We start from the raw sequence: 18,160 nt of genomic DNA, 5'->3' as shown, positions 1-18,160 counted from the left end.
TAAACGTCGCTACATCGGGTAGGTGTGCATCCGCATCGCCAGATTGCCCATGATCCAAACGGTTCCGAGGATGATGATCAATAAGACCAGCGTAGAGAACAAAATCAGGTCAAGGTCTTCCCGGCTGCTGCGGCGGCGGTCGATATGTAGGAAATAAACCAGTTGAACGATCAGTTGCGCCAGCCCAAGCAGCGCGATCGACAGGTAAACCCCTTTGGTTTCAATCCCGTATTTGTAGGCAATCGTGAAAACAGCACCCGTCAATAGAAGCGAACCGCCATAACCAATTATATAACGGCGCCGTTCACGACGATGCATTTCGCTGCGCTTATCCATAGGTCAGGCCTCCGAAATAAACGATAGTGATGATGCCAATCCAAATCAGATCAAGGAAATGCCAAAACAGGGCCAGCCTTACGACACGCGACATCAAAAGGTCGGTCAACCCAAACACTCGGAGTTGAATGCCCAACACAATCAGCCACAAGCACCCCGCCGCAACGTGAAGCCCGTGCAAGGGAACCAAACCGTAGTAGGCCGACAAAAACCCGCTGCGTTGCGGGATACCGCCCTGTTCGGCCATTGCGACGAAGTCTCGGATCTCCAGCACCAAAAAGCTGAGCCCAAGAACCAACGTCACACAGAACCAGAAAACGATCCGCCATCGGGGCAAATTGTATTTCAGCGCCAGCATCGCGAGACCAACCGTCAGGCTGCTTGTCAGCAAGATGAGAGTTTGGGCAAAGATGCTTTTGAGATCGAAAAGCTCGTGAGGGCCAGGTCCGCCGGCCTGTGCATCGATCATGGTGATATAGATCGCGAACATCAGGCCGAAATAGACCAGATCGCTCATCAAAAAGACCCAGAACCCAAAAGTCACAACTTCGGCGGCCTTATGGGCACTTTCATGCCGCCGTCCGAGGTTCAAGCCGGGGTAACTATGGGTAGGTGCACGCTTCATGTCGCAACCTCCAAGTCAGGACGTGCAAGGCCACGGTTTTCCGATGCACTTTCATGGTCCCGATCCACAGCAGTGGAAGTGTGCACTAGCTCCAGCCAAGCTTCGTGCTGCTTACGCACCTCCTCGGCAGGAATGATTTCTTCGAAATCAGTTTTGAATGTCCAGGCAATGAAGGCCGCAAGCATCAGAACTGTTACCAAGGCCGCGAGCCACCAGATCCACCAGACCAGTGCGAACATCCAGACACCGCTGAGCACGCAAAGGATGAAACCGATCCCGGTATTTCGCGGCATCGAAATATCCTCGTATTCCTCTGGCGTCGGATAGGCCTCGCCCCGTTCCTTTGCGGCAGCAAAGTTGTCTCGATCGGTCACCTTGGGGATAACGGCAAAATTATAGGGCGGCGGAGGCGATGGGATCGACCATTCCAACGTACGCGCATCCCATGGATCTCCTACCGGTACGCGGGTCTTTTCTCGGTCGCGGATACTGACCCACAATTGGACGATCACCGACAACAGCGCCGACAGGATCACCAGTGCACCGACAACGGCGATGATCATATATGGGTGAAAGCTAGGGTCGTCCCAACTGAAAGACCGGCGTGGCATTCCCATAAGGCCCACAAAGTAAAGCGGTAGGAAGGTCAGCATAAAGCCGACGGTCCACAGCAACACAGTGATACGTCCCCAGTGCTCGTTCAGCCGGAACCCAAAAGCCTTGGGGAACCAGTAATTGTACCCAGCCAGAAGACCGAAAAGCACACCTGGCAGCAAAACGTTGTGGAAATGCGCCACAAGAAACAGTGTGTTGTGCACCTGATAGTCGACCGTCGGATTCGCAAGGATCACTCCCGACAAACCGCCAATCACGAACAGCATCAGAAAAGACAAACCGTACAGCATGGGCACCGAAAACCGGATACGGCCCCGATACAAAGTCGCCATCCAGTCATAAACCTTCACCCCAGTTGGAATGGCGATCAACATAGTTGCAATCCCAAAGACCGCGTTGATCAGCGCGCTTTGGCCCATAGTAAAGAAATGGTGCAGCCAAACGGTGAACGACAGGACCGCGATACACATCGTGGCAATCACCAGCGAGTTATAGCCGTAAAGCCGTTTGGCCGAGAAGGTGGCAAAAACTTCGGAATAGATTCCATAGGCAGGCAGAACTAGAAGGTAGACCTCAGGGTGACCGAAAAGCCAAAACAGGTTGGCGTAATTCATCATGTTCCCGCCAAGGTCGTTGGTGAAAAAGTGGAAGTCCAGGTACCGGTCTGCCGCCAGCATCAAGGCGGCAACGCCAAGCGGCGGCATGGCAAAGACAATCAGGATCGAGCTGCTGATGATGGTCCAACAATACATCGGCAGCCGCATGAATTTCATGCCCGGCGCCCTTAGCTTGTAGATGGTGACGGCAAAGTTGATCCCCGTCAGCGTGGTTCCAATTCCCGATACAACAATAGCCCAGATCCAGTAGTCCGGCCCTACTCCTGGGTTAAAGGCGGCACCTGTATAGGGTGGATAAGCCGTCCATCCTCCGGTCGAAAACTCACCCACCAACAGCGACACCATCAACATCATGCCTGCCGAGACTGTTAGACCCAGGCTAATCTGGTTCATCACCGGAAAGGCCACGTCTCGCGCGCCGATCATCAAAGGGACAAGGTAATTTGCTAAGCCGAACACAAAGGGCACGGCCACAAAAAACACCATGATCGTACCGTGGGTACTAAAAAGTTCGGCAAAGTGTTCGGCTTCAAGGAACCCCTCTCCCGGCCCGGCCGCCTGCTGCGCCCGCATGACAACACCTTCAAGCACACCCCGCGCCAGCATGACAATCGCAAAGACGATGTACATGATGCCGATCTTTTTATGATCCGCACTGGTTAGCCAGTCGCGCCATAACGGCCCCCACAGGCGGAACCAAGTCAACAAGCCAACCACGGCAACAACACCAACGATGACGATGCCTGCAGCCGCGTTGGCTACGATCTCATTTGCATTGGGGTTTTGGATCAGCCCGACGATCGGAAACGCGTCCCAACTCAGACGGCCAAAGAAACCGGTATCGGTCATTTTTGAGCCTCCTGCCCGAATTCAACGGTGCCCGGCTGTTGATCCACCGGCAGAGGTTTACCTCCGTGATAGCGGTGCAGGATCGACTGAAACAGATCACCCTCCTCCAGAGTGAAATACAGAGCATTGAGTGGCATGAGTGCGGTTCCCAATGCGGCCTGTACCTCATCTCGATCCGTGCGCATGGCCAGAGTTCGATACGTGTCCTCAGTCAACGGGATGCCATTGGTGCGAACACTTTCAACCCAGGCATTGAAGTCCGCGGGCTGCATAGCTTGCGTCAGAAACTTCTGCTTAGTGAAACCACGGCCGTTATATTGCGTGTTTTCTCCTTGCATCGTCTTAGGCATATCCGCCACCAGATGCAGTTTTGTCGTCATCCCCGGCATGGCGTATATCTGCCCCGCCAGTGCCGGGATCATAAAAGACTGCATGACGGTATCTGTCGTCAACGTCATCGCAACCTGCTGTTTGACTGGAATTCCCAACTCGCCCACGGTTGCGATGCCCAATTCTGGATATATAAACAGCCATTTCCAATCGAGACCGACCACCTGAACGTTCAAAGCCGGTGTCTCACCGAAAGCCGTAGTATAAGGATCCAGCCTATGCGTCGCCTTCCACAAATAGAAAGACAAAAGCGCCACGATCACCACCGGAACGCCCCACATGACAAATTCCAGTTTCCCTGAAAAATCCCATTTGGGTCGGTATTCAGCAGAACTGCCTGTGCGACGACGATAACGTAGCGCAATTAAAGGAACCAAAACCAACACCGGGATCACGGCAATCATTATCAAAACAGTTGCGCGAAACAGGTGGACTTTTTGGACAGCGGCAATCGGGCCTTGCGGATCCATAAAGCTGTCGCTCGCCCATGCAACTTGCGTCGTTGCCGCAACAACCACAGTTGCTAACCGGACCGCCGATAACAAAGTTGAATGTCTGAGCAGGGCCACGCCAGATCGTCCTCTTTTCCCTTCAACTCCGGCCAACTATCGGCAGAGTCAGGAATTTTCTCAAGGATTTTTCTAAAACTACCGATTGTCCACCAGATGCCGTACACAACCAGACCAATACGCTTATACAAATTGAGGCGGTGGCCGCTGTTGACTTGTCGCCGGCAGGGGGCGAGACATTCTTGTGATGCGATGGATGTTACTAGCCCTCGGCCTTTGGTGCCTTTCGACCAACGCTTATGCGCAAGATCGCGCAAAGGTTGAGCAGCAATTTCAGGTATGGCTCCAAGACACTGTCTGGCCACAGGCCAAAACCAAAGGCGTATCTCGCCGCACAATGAGTGCCGCATTTGATGGTGTCACTCTGAACTGGAAGCTGCCTGATTTGGTCCCACCGGGCAGCAAGTCGCAAACTCCCAAAAAACAGAAGCAAGCCGAGTTCGGCTCTCCTGGTCGGTATTTCAACGCGGGTTCAGTTCAGGGGGCGACATCGGTGGGTCGTCAGATGGCACGCCGACATGAATCGACTTTGAGCCGAGTGGAGGCCGAAACAGGAGTTCCGGGACGGATCATTCTGGCCATTTGGGGCCGTGAAAGCGGATATGGCCAAGTTCCTATTCGCCACAATGCATTTCAGGTGCTGGGAACTAAAGGGTTCATGAGCACACGTGCCGCGTACTTTACCGACGAGCTCATTGCAGCACTGCAAATCGCGGAGGCCGGTCACGCGAAAGCCGGAGCGTTGAAAAGCAGTTGGGCCGGAGCTTTGGGTCAGCCCCAATTCATGCCTTCGAATTTCTTGACCTACGCGGCAGACGGAAATGGAGACGGACAGTCCGATATCTGGTCATCATCCGATGATACCATCGCGTCTATCGGTAACTTTCTGGCCCAGCATGGTTGGGTTTCGGGACGCGATTGGGGGTTCGAAGTCTCCGTGCCTCCGTCAGTATCCTGCGCATTGGAGGGGCCGGACCAGGGCAGGTCTATTAGCGCGTGGGCCGAAATGGGGATCACCCGCGTTTCAGGTAAGCCGTTTCCCAAGCACGAACTTGAGGGTGAAGGGTATCTAATGATGCCGGCCGGTCGGAACGGGCCAGCGTTCATCGTTACACCGAACTTCTATGTACTGAAGGATTACAACAAGAGCGACCTCTACGCCCTTTTCGTTGGCCATGTCGGTGACCGAATTCAATATGGCGTTGGCGATTTCAAAGGGCGCTGGGGAAACGTGGGCAACCTTTATCGATCGGACGTCGCGACGATGCAGCGCGCATTGGAGCAGCAAGGTCATGATGTTGGTGGCGCAGATGGGTTGCCGGGTTTCAAAACGCGCCGTTCGATCGGTCGCTGGCAGCAAGCAACAGGTCGCTCTCCTACGTGCTTTCCAGAAGCGAGCATGAAGACAGCCCTAAAGCCCTAGCGATTCGCCCTGACCCTTACGCAAACTGGCCGGCGAATCCTTTCCCTTCGGTCAAGTTTTGAGACTTGCCTTCACAAAAGTGTTAAGAACCCATCAAGTTTCATTATTATATTTCGGGAATCCACCGTGTTCGGCTCACAATCCACCTATGGTTGCTCAATTTTCAGGCAAAGGCTTTAACACGATTTGAAATAGTGCCACCTTCGGCGGCAGTGAAAGGCGACTTTCGCAAACACGTTCCTGACTGCAAACCGAAAGACTGCGACGCGGTGTTCATTGCGATCTGACAAAGCAAAATTCGAACCAGTCCCGGTCTCGTTCAGGGTCGGACAAACATGGTGGTCAGCGGCCATCCTGAAAGGGTGCGCGTGCTCAACCCCCAAAAACGGGAGTAAAACAACATGAACAAGTACATTCGAACATCTCTGGCGGGGCTATTGACCTCGACCATGATCACCGGTGCCGCCTTTGCCGCCGGCACGCATCCTGATACCGGCGAAGCGCTGGCTGACGACCAGACCTTTATCTACCGCTTGGGCGATGAGCACAGCTCGGTTGACCCGCAGGTCGTAGAAGATACCTACGGCGCCGAAATTACCCGGGACCTTTTCGAGGGCCTGATGAACCAGGATGAAGATGGTAACCTGGTTCCGGGTGTTGCCACCGGCTACACCACCAACGACACTAATGATGTCTATACCTTTACCCTGCGTGACAATGCCAAATGGTCGAACGGTGATCCGGTAACCGCAGGTGATTTTGTTTATGCCTGGAAACGGGCGGTCGATCCTGAACTGTCCTCGCCCTATGCCTGGTTCATGGAACTGATGTCGATCGAAAACGCGGCTGAAATTATCGCCGGGAACAAGCCAATTGACGAGTTGGGTGTCAAAGCCATCGACGACCACACCCTGGAAGTCACTCTGAGCGCGCCCCTGCCCTATTTCCCGCAGATGACCACACACTCAACCACTTTCCCGGCCCCTCAAAAGGTGATCGAGGAACATGGCGACGCTTGGACCCGGCCCGAAAACATCGTCTCGAACGGTGCATATATCTGGACCGAACATCTGCCTCAGGAACGCTCGGTTCGTGAGCGTAACGAATTGTACTGGGACAACGAAAACACGATCTTGGACAAAGTCGTGACACTGGTCATTAACGATGAAAACGTAGCTTTGACCCGTTATCTGGCTGGCGAACTGGACCGTACTGAAGTTCCCGCAGGGCAGTTTCCCCGTCTGAGCCTGGAACACCCGGATCAGGCCATCAGCTTCCCGCGCCTGTGTAACTACTATTACACGTTCAACCTGACCGAAGACGGCCCTGAGGCGTTCAAGGACCCCAATGTCCGCCAAGCGCTTTCACTGGCCGTTGATCGCGAAATCATCACGGAAAAAGTGATGGCTGGTGGCCAGCCTCAGGCTTACACTTTCGCGCCCGAAGCGACCGCTGGCTTCACAGTCCCCGAAGTCGAGATGGCCTCGATGACACAGCCCGAGCGGGATGAACTGGCCAAGGAACTGATGGCAGGTGCAGGTTTCGGCCCAGACAACCCGCTGAGCTTTGAGATGGTCTACAACACCAACGAAGATCACAAAAAGGTGGCAGTTGCGCTGAGCCAGATGTGGAAACAGAAGCTGGGCGTTAATGTCGAACTGGCCAACATGGAATGGAAAGTGTTCCTGGAGGAGCGTGGCAACCAGAACTTCGATCTGGCCCGGGGCGCGTGGTGTGGCGACTATAACGAAGCGTCCACCTTCCTTGACCTGCTGCAATCACAGTCCGGCTACAACGACGGCAAGTACAGCAACGCTCGAGTTGACGAACTGCTGGCTCAGGCCAAGACTGCTGAAGATCCGGCACCGTTGTACACCGAAGTTGAACGGATCATTGCTCAGGAGACACCGGTTATCCCGATCTACCACTATGCCGGCGTCTACATGATGGACACTGACGTAGGGAACTGGCCCGTCAACAACGTCGAGCAAAACTGGTACTCGAAAAACCTCTACAAGGTTGCCGAATAATCGTCTTTGAACCACGCCCTGCCCCGGGATCGCTCGGGGCAGGGCCAATAAACACGGGGGCATGAAATGCTTGCCTATAGTCTAAGGCGACTGCTGGTCGCCATTCCGACGATCCTTTTGTTGATCGTCGCCTGTTTCTTTCTGATGCACTTCGCGCCCGGAGGGCCATTCACCTCGGAGCGGCCTCTGCCGCCAGCGGTTCTGGCAAATATCGAGGCGCGCTACGGGTTGGACCAACCGCTTTGGAAGCAGTTGTGGGACTACCTGTACAATATTGTCGTGCATTTCGACTTTGGCCCGTCCTTCAAGTTCAAGGACCGGGACGTCAATGATATCATCGCGCAAGGATTTCCGATTTCGCTGACTTACGGATCCCTGTCGTTTCTTGTTGCCACTGCCATCGGCGTCAGCCTGGGGATTGCCGCTGCGATCAAGCACAACAGCTGGATCGACTACTTTGCGGTTGGGCTGGGCATCGCCGCACAAGCCCTGCCGAACTTCATCATGGGCCCGATCCTGATCCTGACCTTTACCCTGTGGCTGGGCTGGCTGCCAGGAGGCGGCTGGAATGGCGGTCAATGGCAATATCTGATTATGCCGGTAATTGCGTTGGCGACGTCCTATATGGGATCGATCGCACGGATCACACGTTCATCAATGCTTGAAGTCTTGAACTCGAACTTCATTCGAACAGCACGGGCCAAGGGGCTGCCGACCAGAACAGTAATCTGGCGTCACGCACTTAAGCCTACGCTTCTCCCTGTTGTGTCCTACTTGGGTCCGGTCTTTGTCTACGTTCTGACGGGTTCGGTCTTTGTGGACATCTATTTCTCAACCGGCGGTCTGGGTCAGGCCTATGTCGGGTCGGCCCTGTCGCGGGACTATGCGGTGCTGTTGGGAGTCACGATCCTTTACGGTGCGCTCACAGTCATCGTGAACCTGCTGACCGACCTGGCTTATGCCTGGTTCGATCCGAAAATCCGATACTAAGGGGCTGGCAATGCTAGGAAAATCACAAAAAGCCGCCCAACTGGCTGAAGATGTCACCGACTACACGGTCATACAGGGGCGTTCGCTCTGGCAGGACGCACGGATACGTTTTGTCCGCAACAAGGCCGCGATGGCCAGTGTGTTCATTCTGGCCTTGATCGTGTTGTTCACGATTGTGGGCCCATATTTCGCTGTTTGGAATAACGAAGAAATCGACTGGAACGTCATGGGCGATGTGCGCGGCATGGGGATGCCCTCGATCGAAACCGGGCACTATTTCGGCGTCGACGATCTGGGGCGCGATCTTTACAGCCGTGTCATTCAGGCGACCACGACATCCTTGCTGGTGGGGCTGATTGGTGCAGCGACCGCCCTGATCGTTGGCACCTGCTACGGTATTGCAGCTGGATATATCGGCGGGCGCGTTGACAGCGTGATGATGCGCTTTGTCGACATTCTTCTGGCCATCCCGGCGACCCTGATCATCATCCTGCTGCTGGTCGTCGCCGGACGATCCTTCATGATGCTGTTCATCGCGCTTGGCGCGGTCGGTTGGCTAACCATGGCGCGGATCGTTCGGGGGCAAACTCTGACTTTGAAGAACCGCGAATTCATCGAGGCAGCCCGCGCTGCTGGTGTCAGCGAGTTCACTATCATGTACCGCCACATCCTGCCCAACCTGTTGGGCGTGGTGATCGTCTATGCCTCGCTTTTGGTACCCGAAATGATCCTGACGGAAAGTTTCATCTCGTTCCTAGGTTTGGGGATTTCGGAGCCTTACACCTCGCTTGGCCGTCTGATTGCCGAAGGCGCGGGAACCATGGCCTATGGAACCCTGTGGCAACTGATGTACCCCCTGACTTTCTACGTCGCCATCATCATCTCGATGTTCTTCATCGGCGATGGCCTGCGTGACGCTCTGGACCCGAAGGATCGCTGATATGAGCCTGTTTTCTGTTAAAGACCTGAGCGTCCAGTTCGACACACCGGATGGAGTAGTCGAGGCTGTCAAAGGCATCAGTTTCGACATCAATCCGGGTGAATGCCTTGGCATCGTAGGTGAAAGTGGGTCAGGCAAAAGCCAGACATTCATGGCTGCAATGGGACTGTTGCCGCCAGCCGGACGCGCCTTGGGGTCGGCCATGTTGAACGGCAAGGAAATTCTCAACCTGCCAATCAACAAGCTGAACAAAATCCGCGGCTCGGATGTTGGCATGATCTTTCAGGATCCGCTGACCGCGCTGACCCCGCATCTGCGGATCGGGCAGCAGATGCGCGAAGTTCTTCAGGTTCACGAAGGTCTACAAGGCTCGGCGGCGCGTGCACGTTGTCTGGAATGGTTGGAGCGTGTGAGGATTCCCGAAGCCAAGCGCCGCCTGGATCAGTATCCACACGAACTGTCTGGCGGTATGCGCCAGCGTGTCATGATTGCCATGTCAATGTTGTGCAATCCGAAACTCCTGATCGCGGACGAACCTACCACGGCATTGGACGTGACTGTTCAAGCTGACATTCTGGACCTGATGGTCCGGCTGCAGAAAGACGAAGGCACAGCGATCGCTTTGATCACCCACGACATGGGCGTCGTCGCTCGTATGTGCGACCGTATTCAGGTCATGCGTCTTGGTCAGTTTGTCGAAGCTGGGGACACACGGGAAATCTTCCGCGCACCGCAGCACGAATACACTCGCACTCTCCTTGAAGCGATGCCTCGCATTGATGCCGGTGATGCGCCTAAAGCGCTGGACAAAGTTGAAGAACCGCTACTCAAAGTGGATGACGTCAAAGTGCATTTCCCAATCCACGTCAAAGGTGGGTTGTTCGGGCGGAATGTACCTTTGAAAGCGGTTGATGGCGTCAGCTTTGACATCCGCAAGGGCGAGACGCTTGGGGTAGTCGGAGAATCCGGTTGCGGCAAGTCCACACTTGCAAGGGCCGTTCTCCAACTGATCGAACCCAGCGCGGGAAATGTCAGTTGGTTGGGCCATCCCATCGTAGGGCTGAAACGCGCCGAGTTGAACAAGTATCGCAAGGATCTGCAAATCGTGTTTCAGGATCCTTTGGCCAGCTTGGATCCGCGGATGACTATTTCGGCCTCGATTGCCGAGCCGCTGAAAACCTATCGCCCCGATCTAACCGACCGTGAACGAAAGGACATGGTCGCGCAAATGATGGAGCGGGTCGGTTTGAACGCTAATATGATCAACCGGTACCCACACGAGTTGTCAGGCGGTCAAAACCAACGAGTCGGTATTGCGCGCGCGATGATCAACAAACCTAAGTTAATCATTTGTGACGAGGCAGTCTCAGCCTTGGATGTTTCAATTCAGGCGCAGATCGTTGAGTTATTGCGCGAGCTGCAGCAAGAGTTCGGTCTCTCCATGATTTTTATCAGCCATGATCTCTCGGTCGTGCGTGCGGTTTCGAACCGAATTATGGTGCTTTACCTGGGGCGGATTGTAGAACTGGGTGACGGTGAAGTCATCTGTTCAGAACCGATTCATCCATACACGAAATCCCTGATTTCGGCGGTTCCGATCCCTGACCCGGATGTCGAACGAAACCGTCAGCGCCTGAAACTACCCGGGGAACTGCCATCGCCAATGGATCCGAAAGCTGCACTTCGATTTTTGCCCAGTCGGCTATCTAAAGGCGAAACGGATTACGTCCCAAAGTTGAGCGAGGTAAAGCCCGATCATTTTGTGGCAGAACACGACCCGCTTGAAGCGATCATGTCCGGAGCATAAAGAACCGCCCCAATGCCTTGCGGCATTGGGGCACGCTTTCGTGTCGAACCTATTTTACTTTAACAAAAAAATTTGTCTGGGACGCCTTTAAGACGTACTCAGGATAGGCAAAAAATAGGCAACCACAGGCGATGTTGCGCGCGATCGTTTTGACTCCGGACGCTCCCGGTGGCACGATTGATCGGTGGTTACATTATTGTTTGTCCGTCGACGTTGAATGTTGAAGTCGCAAGGCCTAAGAGAAACGGCAGCGATCGACGGAATAGTATTTTGTTTTTAGAGAGGTAACATGGCACGCAAGGTCACAAAGGCGATCTTCCCCGTGGCGGGGCTGGGCACACGGTTCCTGCCTGCTACAAAATCGGTTCCCAAAGAAATCATGACATTGGTCGATCGTCCTTTGGTTCAATACGCCATCGATGAAGCCCGAGCCGCTGGCATCACAGAGTTTATTTTTGTGACATCGCGCGGCAAATCCGCTTTGGAAGACTATTTTGATCACAATCTGGTTCTTGAGCAGGAGCTGAAATCCAAAGGCAAAGACAAGCTTTTGGAGACGTTGAACGCGACCAACATGGAAAGCGGCGCCATCGCCTATATCCGCCAACACAAGGCGCTAGGGCTGGGCCATGCTGTTTGGTGTGCGCGCCGATTGATCGGTGACGAACCTTTTGCAGTCATGCTGCCAGATGACGTAATCGCCGGAGATAAGCCGTGCCTTAAACAAATGGTTGAGGCATATGAAGAAACTGGCGGCAACATGGTCGCCGCTATGGAAGTTCCGGAAGACAAAACCAGTTCCTACGGTGTTCTGGATGTTGGTGATAACGTCGGAACCGTTGTCCGTGCAAAAGGAATGGTTGAAAAGCCGAAACCCGAGGAAGCTCCGTCCAACTTGGCTGTAATTGGACGATACGTGCTTGGCCCCTCTGTGTTGTACAACCTGAACCAAAAGAAAAAGGGCAGCGGCGGCGAAATTCAGCTAACCGACGCTATTGCAGAAGACATCCGCAATGGTGTTCCCGTCTTTGGCTACAAGTTTGACGGTCAGCGCTTTGACTGCGGTTCTAAATCTGGGTTCCTCCAAGCGACAGTTGCCTTTGCTCTGGCGCGCGACGATCTTCGGGATGATTTGAACAATTACCTGCAGGATATGTATGCCACAGGTCAGGCGGCTCAGTAGCAATCTGAACACCTAACTCCTGAAAAATTGGGCTCTGGTTGATACGCATCAACCGGTTACGAACACTTGAAAAGTAAGCAAAAGGTTTAGCGGGCGTCCTACCCGGTCAGACGAGATTCATGTTGGCCACAGCACAGTGGCGCGAAATGAACTTGTCGGATCGACAGCCTCAGGAGGACGCCCGTGTCACAAACCTCACCGCGCTTGGAACTACCATTCATACAGCCATCTCAAGCCCAAAAGCACGTAACCCACAACGAGGCGTTGCGTCAGCTGGACTTGATCGTTCAACTCACTGTCGTTTCAACCGGCGCAACGACACCGCCTGCGGCCCCGGAACAGGGTGAAGTTCACGCACTGGGTGCGGCACCTGTCGGCGTATGGTCTGGGCAAAGCGATATGCTGGCGGCGTGGCTGGATAACGCTTGGCACTATTTAAATCCTGCTGCTGGCTGGCGTGCTTGGGACAAAAACGAAGGGCAAATCAAAGTATGGAACGGCAGCTCGTGGGCTGACGTTCCGGTAGATACGCAAAGCATAGATGGCGTCGGTATCGCGACGGACTTTGACGATACAAATCGCCTTTCAGTGCGCTCTCCGGCTAGCCTGCTCAGCCACGACGGGGGCAGTCATCAGTTGAAAATCAATAAGGCCAGCCAGGACGACACAGCTTCCCTAGTGTTCCAATCAAACTGGACTGGTCATGCTGAAATGGGACTATCTGGCGATACAGGTTTCTCGATCAAGGTTTCTCCAGATGGAGGGAACTGGATTGACGCGGTCACCGTAGATCCATCTACAGGAACGTTGAGCGGTGCCGCAGTTCAGGACAGTGCGACAGACACGACGGCGGGTCGTTTGATGCGAGCCGATTACGGCTATGGGCCAGGCAATTTACTTGGGACCGTGTCCCAAAATACAGGCACACCAACAGGATCAGTGATCGAAAGCGGAACAACGTCGAATGGCGATTACGTTCGGTTCGCGGATGGAACCCAAATCTGCACCGCCACTCTTCCTGCGACTGGTTGTACAAACTCAGAAGGCGCACTGTTTGCAAGCGACGAGGGAACCTGGTTTTTCCCAATGGCTTTCGTCTCAAGCGCCAATATTGCCGTAAGTGGCAATGGGGGAACAAACACTCGTTTCTTGGGTTTTGACGCTCCGACAGATACTCAGGTGAGTTTCAAAGCAATGGCGACTGTAAGCGATTCAGCTACAGTTAAACCAACGGCCATTGCGGTTGGCCGCTGGTACTAGTTTTCAAACCGTTCGGGTTCATACCCGGGCGGTTACTTTGCCCGAAGGTCCGCGTCGCCTTGCTCCAGAAACCAAGCATAGGTTTCACGAATACCTTCTTCGAGGCCCACCCGCGCGCGCCAGCCCATATCCGCTAGGCGAGACACGTCCATTAGCTTGCGCATGGTTCCGTCCGGCTTGCTTAAGTCCTGTGTAATCCGCCCAGTGTATCCTGTGGTTTTCGCTACAAGCGCGGCCAATTCAGCGATCGAAACATCTTCGCCGCAGCCTACGTTGATGTGGCTCAGCATAGGCTGAGTGTTGGCTTCGTAAACGTCGCGAGGCAGTTCCAAAACGAACAATGACGCTTCGGCCATATCATCGACATGCAAGAATTCGCGACGGGGCTTGCCTGTGCCCCAGATTACCACCTCATCCAATCCATCACGTTTTGCTTCATGAAAACGGCGGATTAATGCAGGCAAGACATGGCTGTTTTCCGGATGGAAGTTATCGCCCGGCCCATAAAGGTTGGTCGGCATAACCGAACGATAATCGACACCGTGCTGACGATTGTAGCTTTCACACAGTTTGATTCCTGCGATTTTGGCCACGGCGTAGGGCTCGTTAGTCGGCTCCAACACTCCGGTCAGCAGGGCATCTTCTCGCATAGGTTGCGGCACTGCACGCGGGTATATACACGAGCTGCCCAGCTGTAATAGGTGTTTGACACCAGCAGCAAAAGCCTGATGGATCACGTTACACTCGATCATCAGGTTGTCGTAAATGAAATCGGCCGGGTAAGTGTTGTTGGCATGGATGCCGCCCACCTTGGCCGCTGCCAAAATTACAACATCCGGACGTTCGGTCTGCATGAAATCGCGAACCGCAGCCTGATCCGTCAGATCAAGTTCGGAATGGGTGCGGGTGATCAGCTCCAGTGCCTCGCCCGCCGCCTTCCGGTCCTGCAAACGGCGCAAGATTGCACCACCGACCATGCCGCGATGACCTGCTACATAGATCTTGCGCATTTCGCCCTCCTCAGCCGTTTTCAAGGCTTACCGGCAGTTCATAACCATGCTCTTTCAACAACGCATGGCGTTTCGCCGTTTTCAGGTCTTCCCGTACCATTTCAGCGCACATTTCCTGCACGGTCAGTTCGGGTTCCCAACCAAGTTTGGTTTTAGCGTTCGAGGGATCGCCAAGCAGTGTTTCCACTTCCGCCGGGCGGAAGTACTGTGGATCGATGCGCATAATGACGTCGCCCGCCTTCAAGGCAGGGGCGTTATCACCTTTGATCGACTTGACCGTCGCAATCTCATCCACACCTTCACCCGAGAATTCTACGGTCACACCCAATTCTGCGGCCGACCACTCGATGAACTGACGAACCGAATACTGAACACCAGTCGCGATCACGAAATCTTCTGGATTGTCTTGCTGCAGCATCAGCCACTGCATCCGCACATAGTCTTTCGCATGGCCCCAGTCACGCAGGCTGTCGATGTTACCCATATACAGGCAATCTTCGAGACCTTGAGCAATATTCGCCAATCCACGGGTGATCTTACGCGTAACAAAGGTTTCGCCACGACGCGGGCTTTCGTGGTTAAACAGAATGCCGTTACAGGCATACATGCCATAGGCTTCGCGATAGTTCACTGTGATCCAGTACGAATAAAGCTTGGCCACCGCGTATGGCGAACGGGGGTGGAATGGGGTTGTTTCACGCTGCGGAATCTCTTGCACCAGCCCGTACAGTTCAGACGTAGATGCCTGATAGAACCGGGTTTTCTTTTCCAGCCCCAAAAAGCGGATGGCCTCCAGCAAGCGAAGCGTACCAATCGCATCAACATCAGCTGTATATTCCGGAGATTCAAAGCTGACTGCGACGTGAGACTGCGCGCCAAGGTTGTAGACCTCATCCGGCTGAACTTCCTGAATGATTCGAGTCAGGTTCGACGTATCGCTCAGGTCGCCATAGTGCAGTTGCAACTTTGGGTTGGGTACGTGCGGATCCTGATAAATATGGTCAATCCGTTGTGTGTTAAATGAGGAAGCACGACGTTTAATCCCGTGAACTTCATAACCTTTTTCCAACAAAAACTCGGCCAGGTAAGAACCGTCCTGCCCAGTAATACCAGTAATCAACGCTTTTTTTGTCATCGTCATTTCCCACGGAATTTCGTATTCAGTATTCACATTGCAAAAACAGCAAGAATAACAAGATTGCAACCCAACGAAGTTCATTGTCGTTGAAATCGGCAAAACTTTCCTGAATGTTTGCTGCAAACGAATAACGATTGGCCGGAAAGGTGTTTTTTTAAATGCGTATTGCGATGATTGGCACCGGCTACGTTGGCCTTGTGTCAGGTGTTTGTTTTTCTGATTTTGGTCACGACGTAATTTGTGTCGACAAAGCCGAAGATAAGATTCGCACGTTGCAAGCCGGTGAAGTTCCCATCTACGAACCCGGTTTGGATGTGCTAATGGCTAAAAATGTAGCCGCCGGACGACTGAGCTTCACAACAGATCTGGCTGCCGCCGTTGACGGCGCAGATGCAGTTTTCATTGCAGTTGGCACGCCGACACGCCGCGGGGACGGCCATGCCGACCTTACTTATGTGATGGCCGCCGCAGAAGAAATTGCTCAGTCCATAACCTCTTACACAGTAGTTGTGACTAAATCGACCGTGCCCGTCGGGACAAACCGAAAGGTGCACGAAGTCGTTGCCGCCTCCAATCCTGACGCTGAGTTCGATGTTGCCTCTAACCCAGAGTTCCTGCGGGAAGGCGCCGCGATAGACGACTTCATGCGTCCTGACCGCGTTGTTGTTGGTGTAGAAAGCGACCGTGCAGCAGATGTGATGGCCGAGATCTATCGGCCGCTATACCTGCGTGATTTTCCAATCCTGACAACCGATTTGGAAAGCGCCGAGATGATCAAATACGCAGCAAATGCGTTCTTGGCGACCAAGATTACATTTATCAACGAAATCGCCGGCCTGTGCGAACGCGTTGGCGGAGATGTGAAAGAAATCGCTCGCGGCATTGGTTTGGATGGCCGTATAGGCAACAAGTTCCTACATGCAGGCCCCGGCTATGGCGGATCTTGTTTCCCAAAGGACACTGCGGCGTTGGCCCGCATAGGTCAGGAACACGCGCACCCGATGCAGATTACCGAAACCGTCATTCGTGTGAATGACGAGGTAAAGAAGCGAATGATCGATAAGATCCGCGATGCTTGCGATGACAGCTTCAACGGAAAAACCATCGCGGTTCTGGGCGTGACGTTCAAACCCAATACAGACGACATGCGCGATGCGCCGTCGCTGACAATTGTCCCCGCCTTGATCGGCGGAGGCGCTAGCGTCCGTGTTGTCGATCCCCAAGGTAAATCCGAAGGCGAACACCTCTTGCCAGGCGTCCAATGGGAAACCGATCCGTACAAAGCGGCAAAAGATGCTGACGCTGTTGTTTTGCTGACGGAATGGAATGAGTTCCGCGCTCTGAATCTGGCTGACCTTGCGGGAGCAATGGCAAACCCCCGCATGGTGGATTTAAGGAATATCTATTCGCCTAGAAAAGCGCTGGATTCAGGCTTCGATACTTACGTTGGGATTGGTCGGTAAACGCCCTTCTTCAGGTGGACGCATATAGGGGAACTGAGTCTTTGGCACCTTCTGCCAACGCTTTACTCTGATCGCGGCGCACCTGCTCATACAGTGTAAGGGCATCCTCTGAGAACAATGTGCTCGGAGGCTCAACGTGCACGAAGTTCGACTGTTCGTCTTTTCCACGTGCCAAAACTGCATAGTCCCGGTCCGCCACCAACTGTTTTGCATTAGGGTTTAGATATCGGATCGCCAACCCTATCCTTCGATCATCGGAACGGTTCGGTCCAGACCCGTGGATAGTCAAACCGTGATGCAGTGACATTTGCCCCGGAGAGAGTTCGATATGAGTCTTGTCTTCTTCGGCGACATCGACGGCGACCTCCTGGCCACGGGATAGCAGGTTTGTATCCGAATAGGTGTCGTTATGCGGCAGGATCGGGTTCTTATGGCTGGCTTGCACAAAGTCCATACATCCGCTTTCGACGGTTGCTGGGGACAAGGCTATCCAGGCAGTCACCTGATCTGGCGTCTCTCCCATTCCCCAATAGGTCAGATCCTGATGCATACCTACAGTGTGATCCGTGTGAGCCTCTTTGATGAAAAACTCAGCCGACCAAACCATGATGTCAGGTCCAAGCACACCTTCGACGACATCCAGCACGCGCGGATTTAAGGCGATTTGTGCCGCTAAAGGTATCACCAGATGCGCATTCACGCGCTTATAAGTATTGAATGGCAGGGGCAAATCAGCCGCCAGCCAGTCTTTTTCGATCTGCTCAAGATCGGCCCGGAAATCGGCCGCTTCGTTTTCAGAGAACACTGTCAGTGGGAAAAGAAACCCATCTTTCCAATATTTGGCAGACTGCTCTTCTGTCAGAGCAGTGTTAGGCGTGGAACCAGCTTGCATTGTTGGAGACCCCGTTAAAGCTT

At 53.8% G+C, this 18,160-nt stretch carries 15 protein-coding genes; 8 read left to right on the top strand and 7 right to left on the bottom strand.

Going from position 1 to position 18,160, the window contains the following annotated elements:
• Window positions 1-9: 9 nt before the first annotated feature.
• The 4 genes from ACR0EO_RS20160 to ACR0EO_RS20145 are packed head-to-tail and all read right to left on the bottom strand — an operon-like array spanning window position 10 to window position 4,001.
• On the bottom strand, window positions 10-336 hold the full coding sequence (locus ACR0EO_RS20160; RefSeq protein ID WP_480692624.1) for a cytochrome o ubiquinol oxidase subunit IV: 327 nt from the start codon (window positions 334-336) through the stop codon (window positions 10-12).
• Entirely contained in the window at window positions 329-961 is a 633-nt protein-coding gene (locus tag ACR0EO_RS20155) for a cytochrome c oxidase subunit 3 (RefSeq protein WP_480692622.1), read from the bottom strand. The genes ACR0EO_RS20160 and ACR0EO_RS20155 overlap by 8 nt, the downstream gene beginning before the upstream one ends.
• A complete protein-coding gene (locus tag ACR0EO_RS20150; protein ID WP_480692620.1) occupies window positions 958-3,042 on the bottom strand; it encodes a cbb3-type cytochrome c oxidase subunit I in 2,085 nt (694 codons plus the stop codon). Before ACR0EO_RS20150 ends, ACR0EO_RS20155 begins: the two co-directional genes overlap by 4 nt.
• Window positions 3,039-4,001, bottom strand: a complete 963-nt coding sequence (locus ACR0EO_RS20145) for a cytochrome ubiquinol oxidase subunit II (RefSeq protein ID WP_480692618.1) — start codon at window positions 3,999-4,001, stop codon at window positions 3,039-3,041. The genes ACR0EO_RS20150 and ACR0EO_RS20145 overlap by 4 nt, the downstream gene beginning before the upstream one ends.
• A 187-nt stretch (window positions 4,002-4,188) precedes the next feature.
• Between ACR0EO_RS20145 and ACR0EO_RS20140 the strand changes: the two genes are divergently transcribed.
• The 7 genes from ACR0EO_RS20140 (at window position 4,189) to ACR0EO_RS20110 (ending at window position 13,634) form a co-directional block, all read left to right on the top strand.
• Entirely contained in the window at window positions 4,189-5,424 is a 1,236-nt protein-coding gene (locus tag ACR0EO_RS20140) for a lytic murein transglycosylase (protein ID WP_480692617.1), read from the top strand.
• 401 nt (window positions 5,425-5,825) lie between these two features.
• Window positions 5,826-7,454, top strand: coding sequence for a peptide ABC transporter substrate-binding protein (locus ACR0EO_RS20135; RefSeq protein WP_480692616.1), 1,629 nt, complete (start codon window positions 5,826-5,828; stop codon window positions 7,452-7,454).
• 66 nt (window positions 7,455-7,520) lie between these two features.
• Window positions 7,521-8,444, top strand: a complete 924-nt coding sequence (gene oppB / locus ACR0EO_RS20130) for an oligopeptide ABC transporter permease OppB (protein WP_480692614.1) — start codon at window positions 7,521-7,523, stop codon at window positions 8,442-8,444.
• Window positions 8,445-8,454: 10 nt separating this feature from the next.
• Complete coding sequence (locus ACR0EO_RS20125) at window positions 8,455-9,384, top strand: ABC transporter permease subunit (RefSeq protein ID WP_480692612.1); 930 nt, start codon at window positions 8,455-8,457, stop codon at window positions 9,382-9,384.
• 1 nt (window position 9,385) lies between these two features.
• Entirely contained in the window at window positions 9,386-11,191 is a 1,806-nt protein-coding gene (locus ACR0EO_RS20120; protein ID WP_480692610.1) for an ABC transporter ATP-binding protein, read from the top strand.
• 289 nt (window positions 11,192-11,480) lie between these two features.
• Entirely contained in the window at window positions 11,481-12,374 is an 894-nt protein-coding gene (gene galU, locus ACR0EO_RS20115; RefSeq protein ID WP_480692608.1) for a UTP--glucose-1-phosphate uridylyltransferase GalU, read from the top strand.
• 183 nt (window positions 12,375-12,557) lie between these two features.
• On the top strand, window positions 12,558-13,634 hold the full coding sequence (locus ACR0EO_RS20110) for a DUF2793 domain-containing protein (protein ID WP_480692606.1): 1,077 nt from the start codon (window positions 12,558-12,560) through the stop codon (window positions 13,632-13,634).
• A gap of 32 nt (window positions 13,635-13,666) precedes the next feature.
• Here ACR0EO_RS20110 and fcl read toward each other — a convergent pair whose 3' ends face one another.
• Together fcl and gmd are read right to left on the bottom strand one after the other, a co-directional pair.
• On the bottom strand, window positions 13,667-14,644 hold the full coding sequence (gene fcl, locus ACR0EO_RS20105; RefSeq protein ID WP_480692604.1) for a GDP-L-fucose synthase: 978 nt from the start codon (window positions 14,642-14,644) through the stop codon (window positions 13,667-13,669).
• A gap of 10 nt (window positions 14,645-14,654) precedes the next feature.
• Window positions 14,655-15,779, bottom strand: a complete 1,125-nt coding sequence (gmd, locus tag ACR0EO_RS20100) for a GDP-mannose 4,6-dehydratase (protein ID WP_480692603.1) — start codon at window positions 15,777-15,779, stop codon at window positions 14,655-14,657.
• A 161-nt stretch (window positions 15,780-15,940) separates the two neighbouring features.
• Between gmd and ACR0EO_RS20095 the strand changes: the two genes are divergently transcribed.
• Window positions 15,941-17,245: a UDP-glucose dehydrogenase family protein gene (locus ACR0EO_RS20095; RefSeq protein WP_480692601.1), complete on the top strand. Its 1,305-nt coding sequence runs from the start codon at window positions 15,941-15,943 to the stop codon at window positions 17,243-17,245.
• Between the two features lie 10 nt (window positions 17,246-17,255).
• Here the strand turns inward: ACR0EO_RS20095 and ACR0EO_RS20090 are convergent, their stop codons facing one another.
• Window positions 17,256-18,137, bottom strand: a complete 882-nt coding sequence (locus ACR0EO_RS20090) for a phytanoyl-CoA dioxygenase family protein (RefSeq protein ID WP_480692599.1) — start codon at window positions 18,135-18,137, stop codon at window positions 17,256-17,258.
• Between the last annotated feature and the right edge of the window lie 23 nt (window positions 18,138-18,160).

It is taken from the genome of Ruegeria sp. BE9, assembly GCF_056538765.1.
Note: the sequence above shows the minus strand (reverse complement) of the source record. Positions and strands in the feature narration are given on the sequence as shown.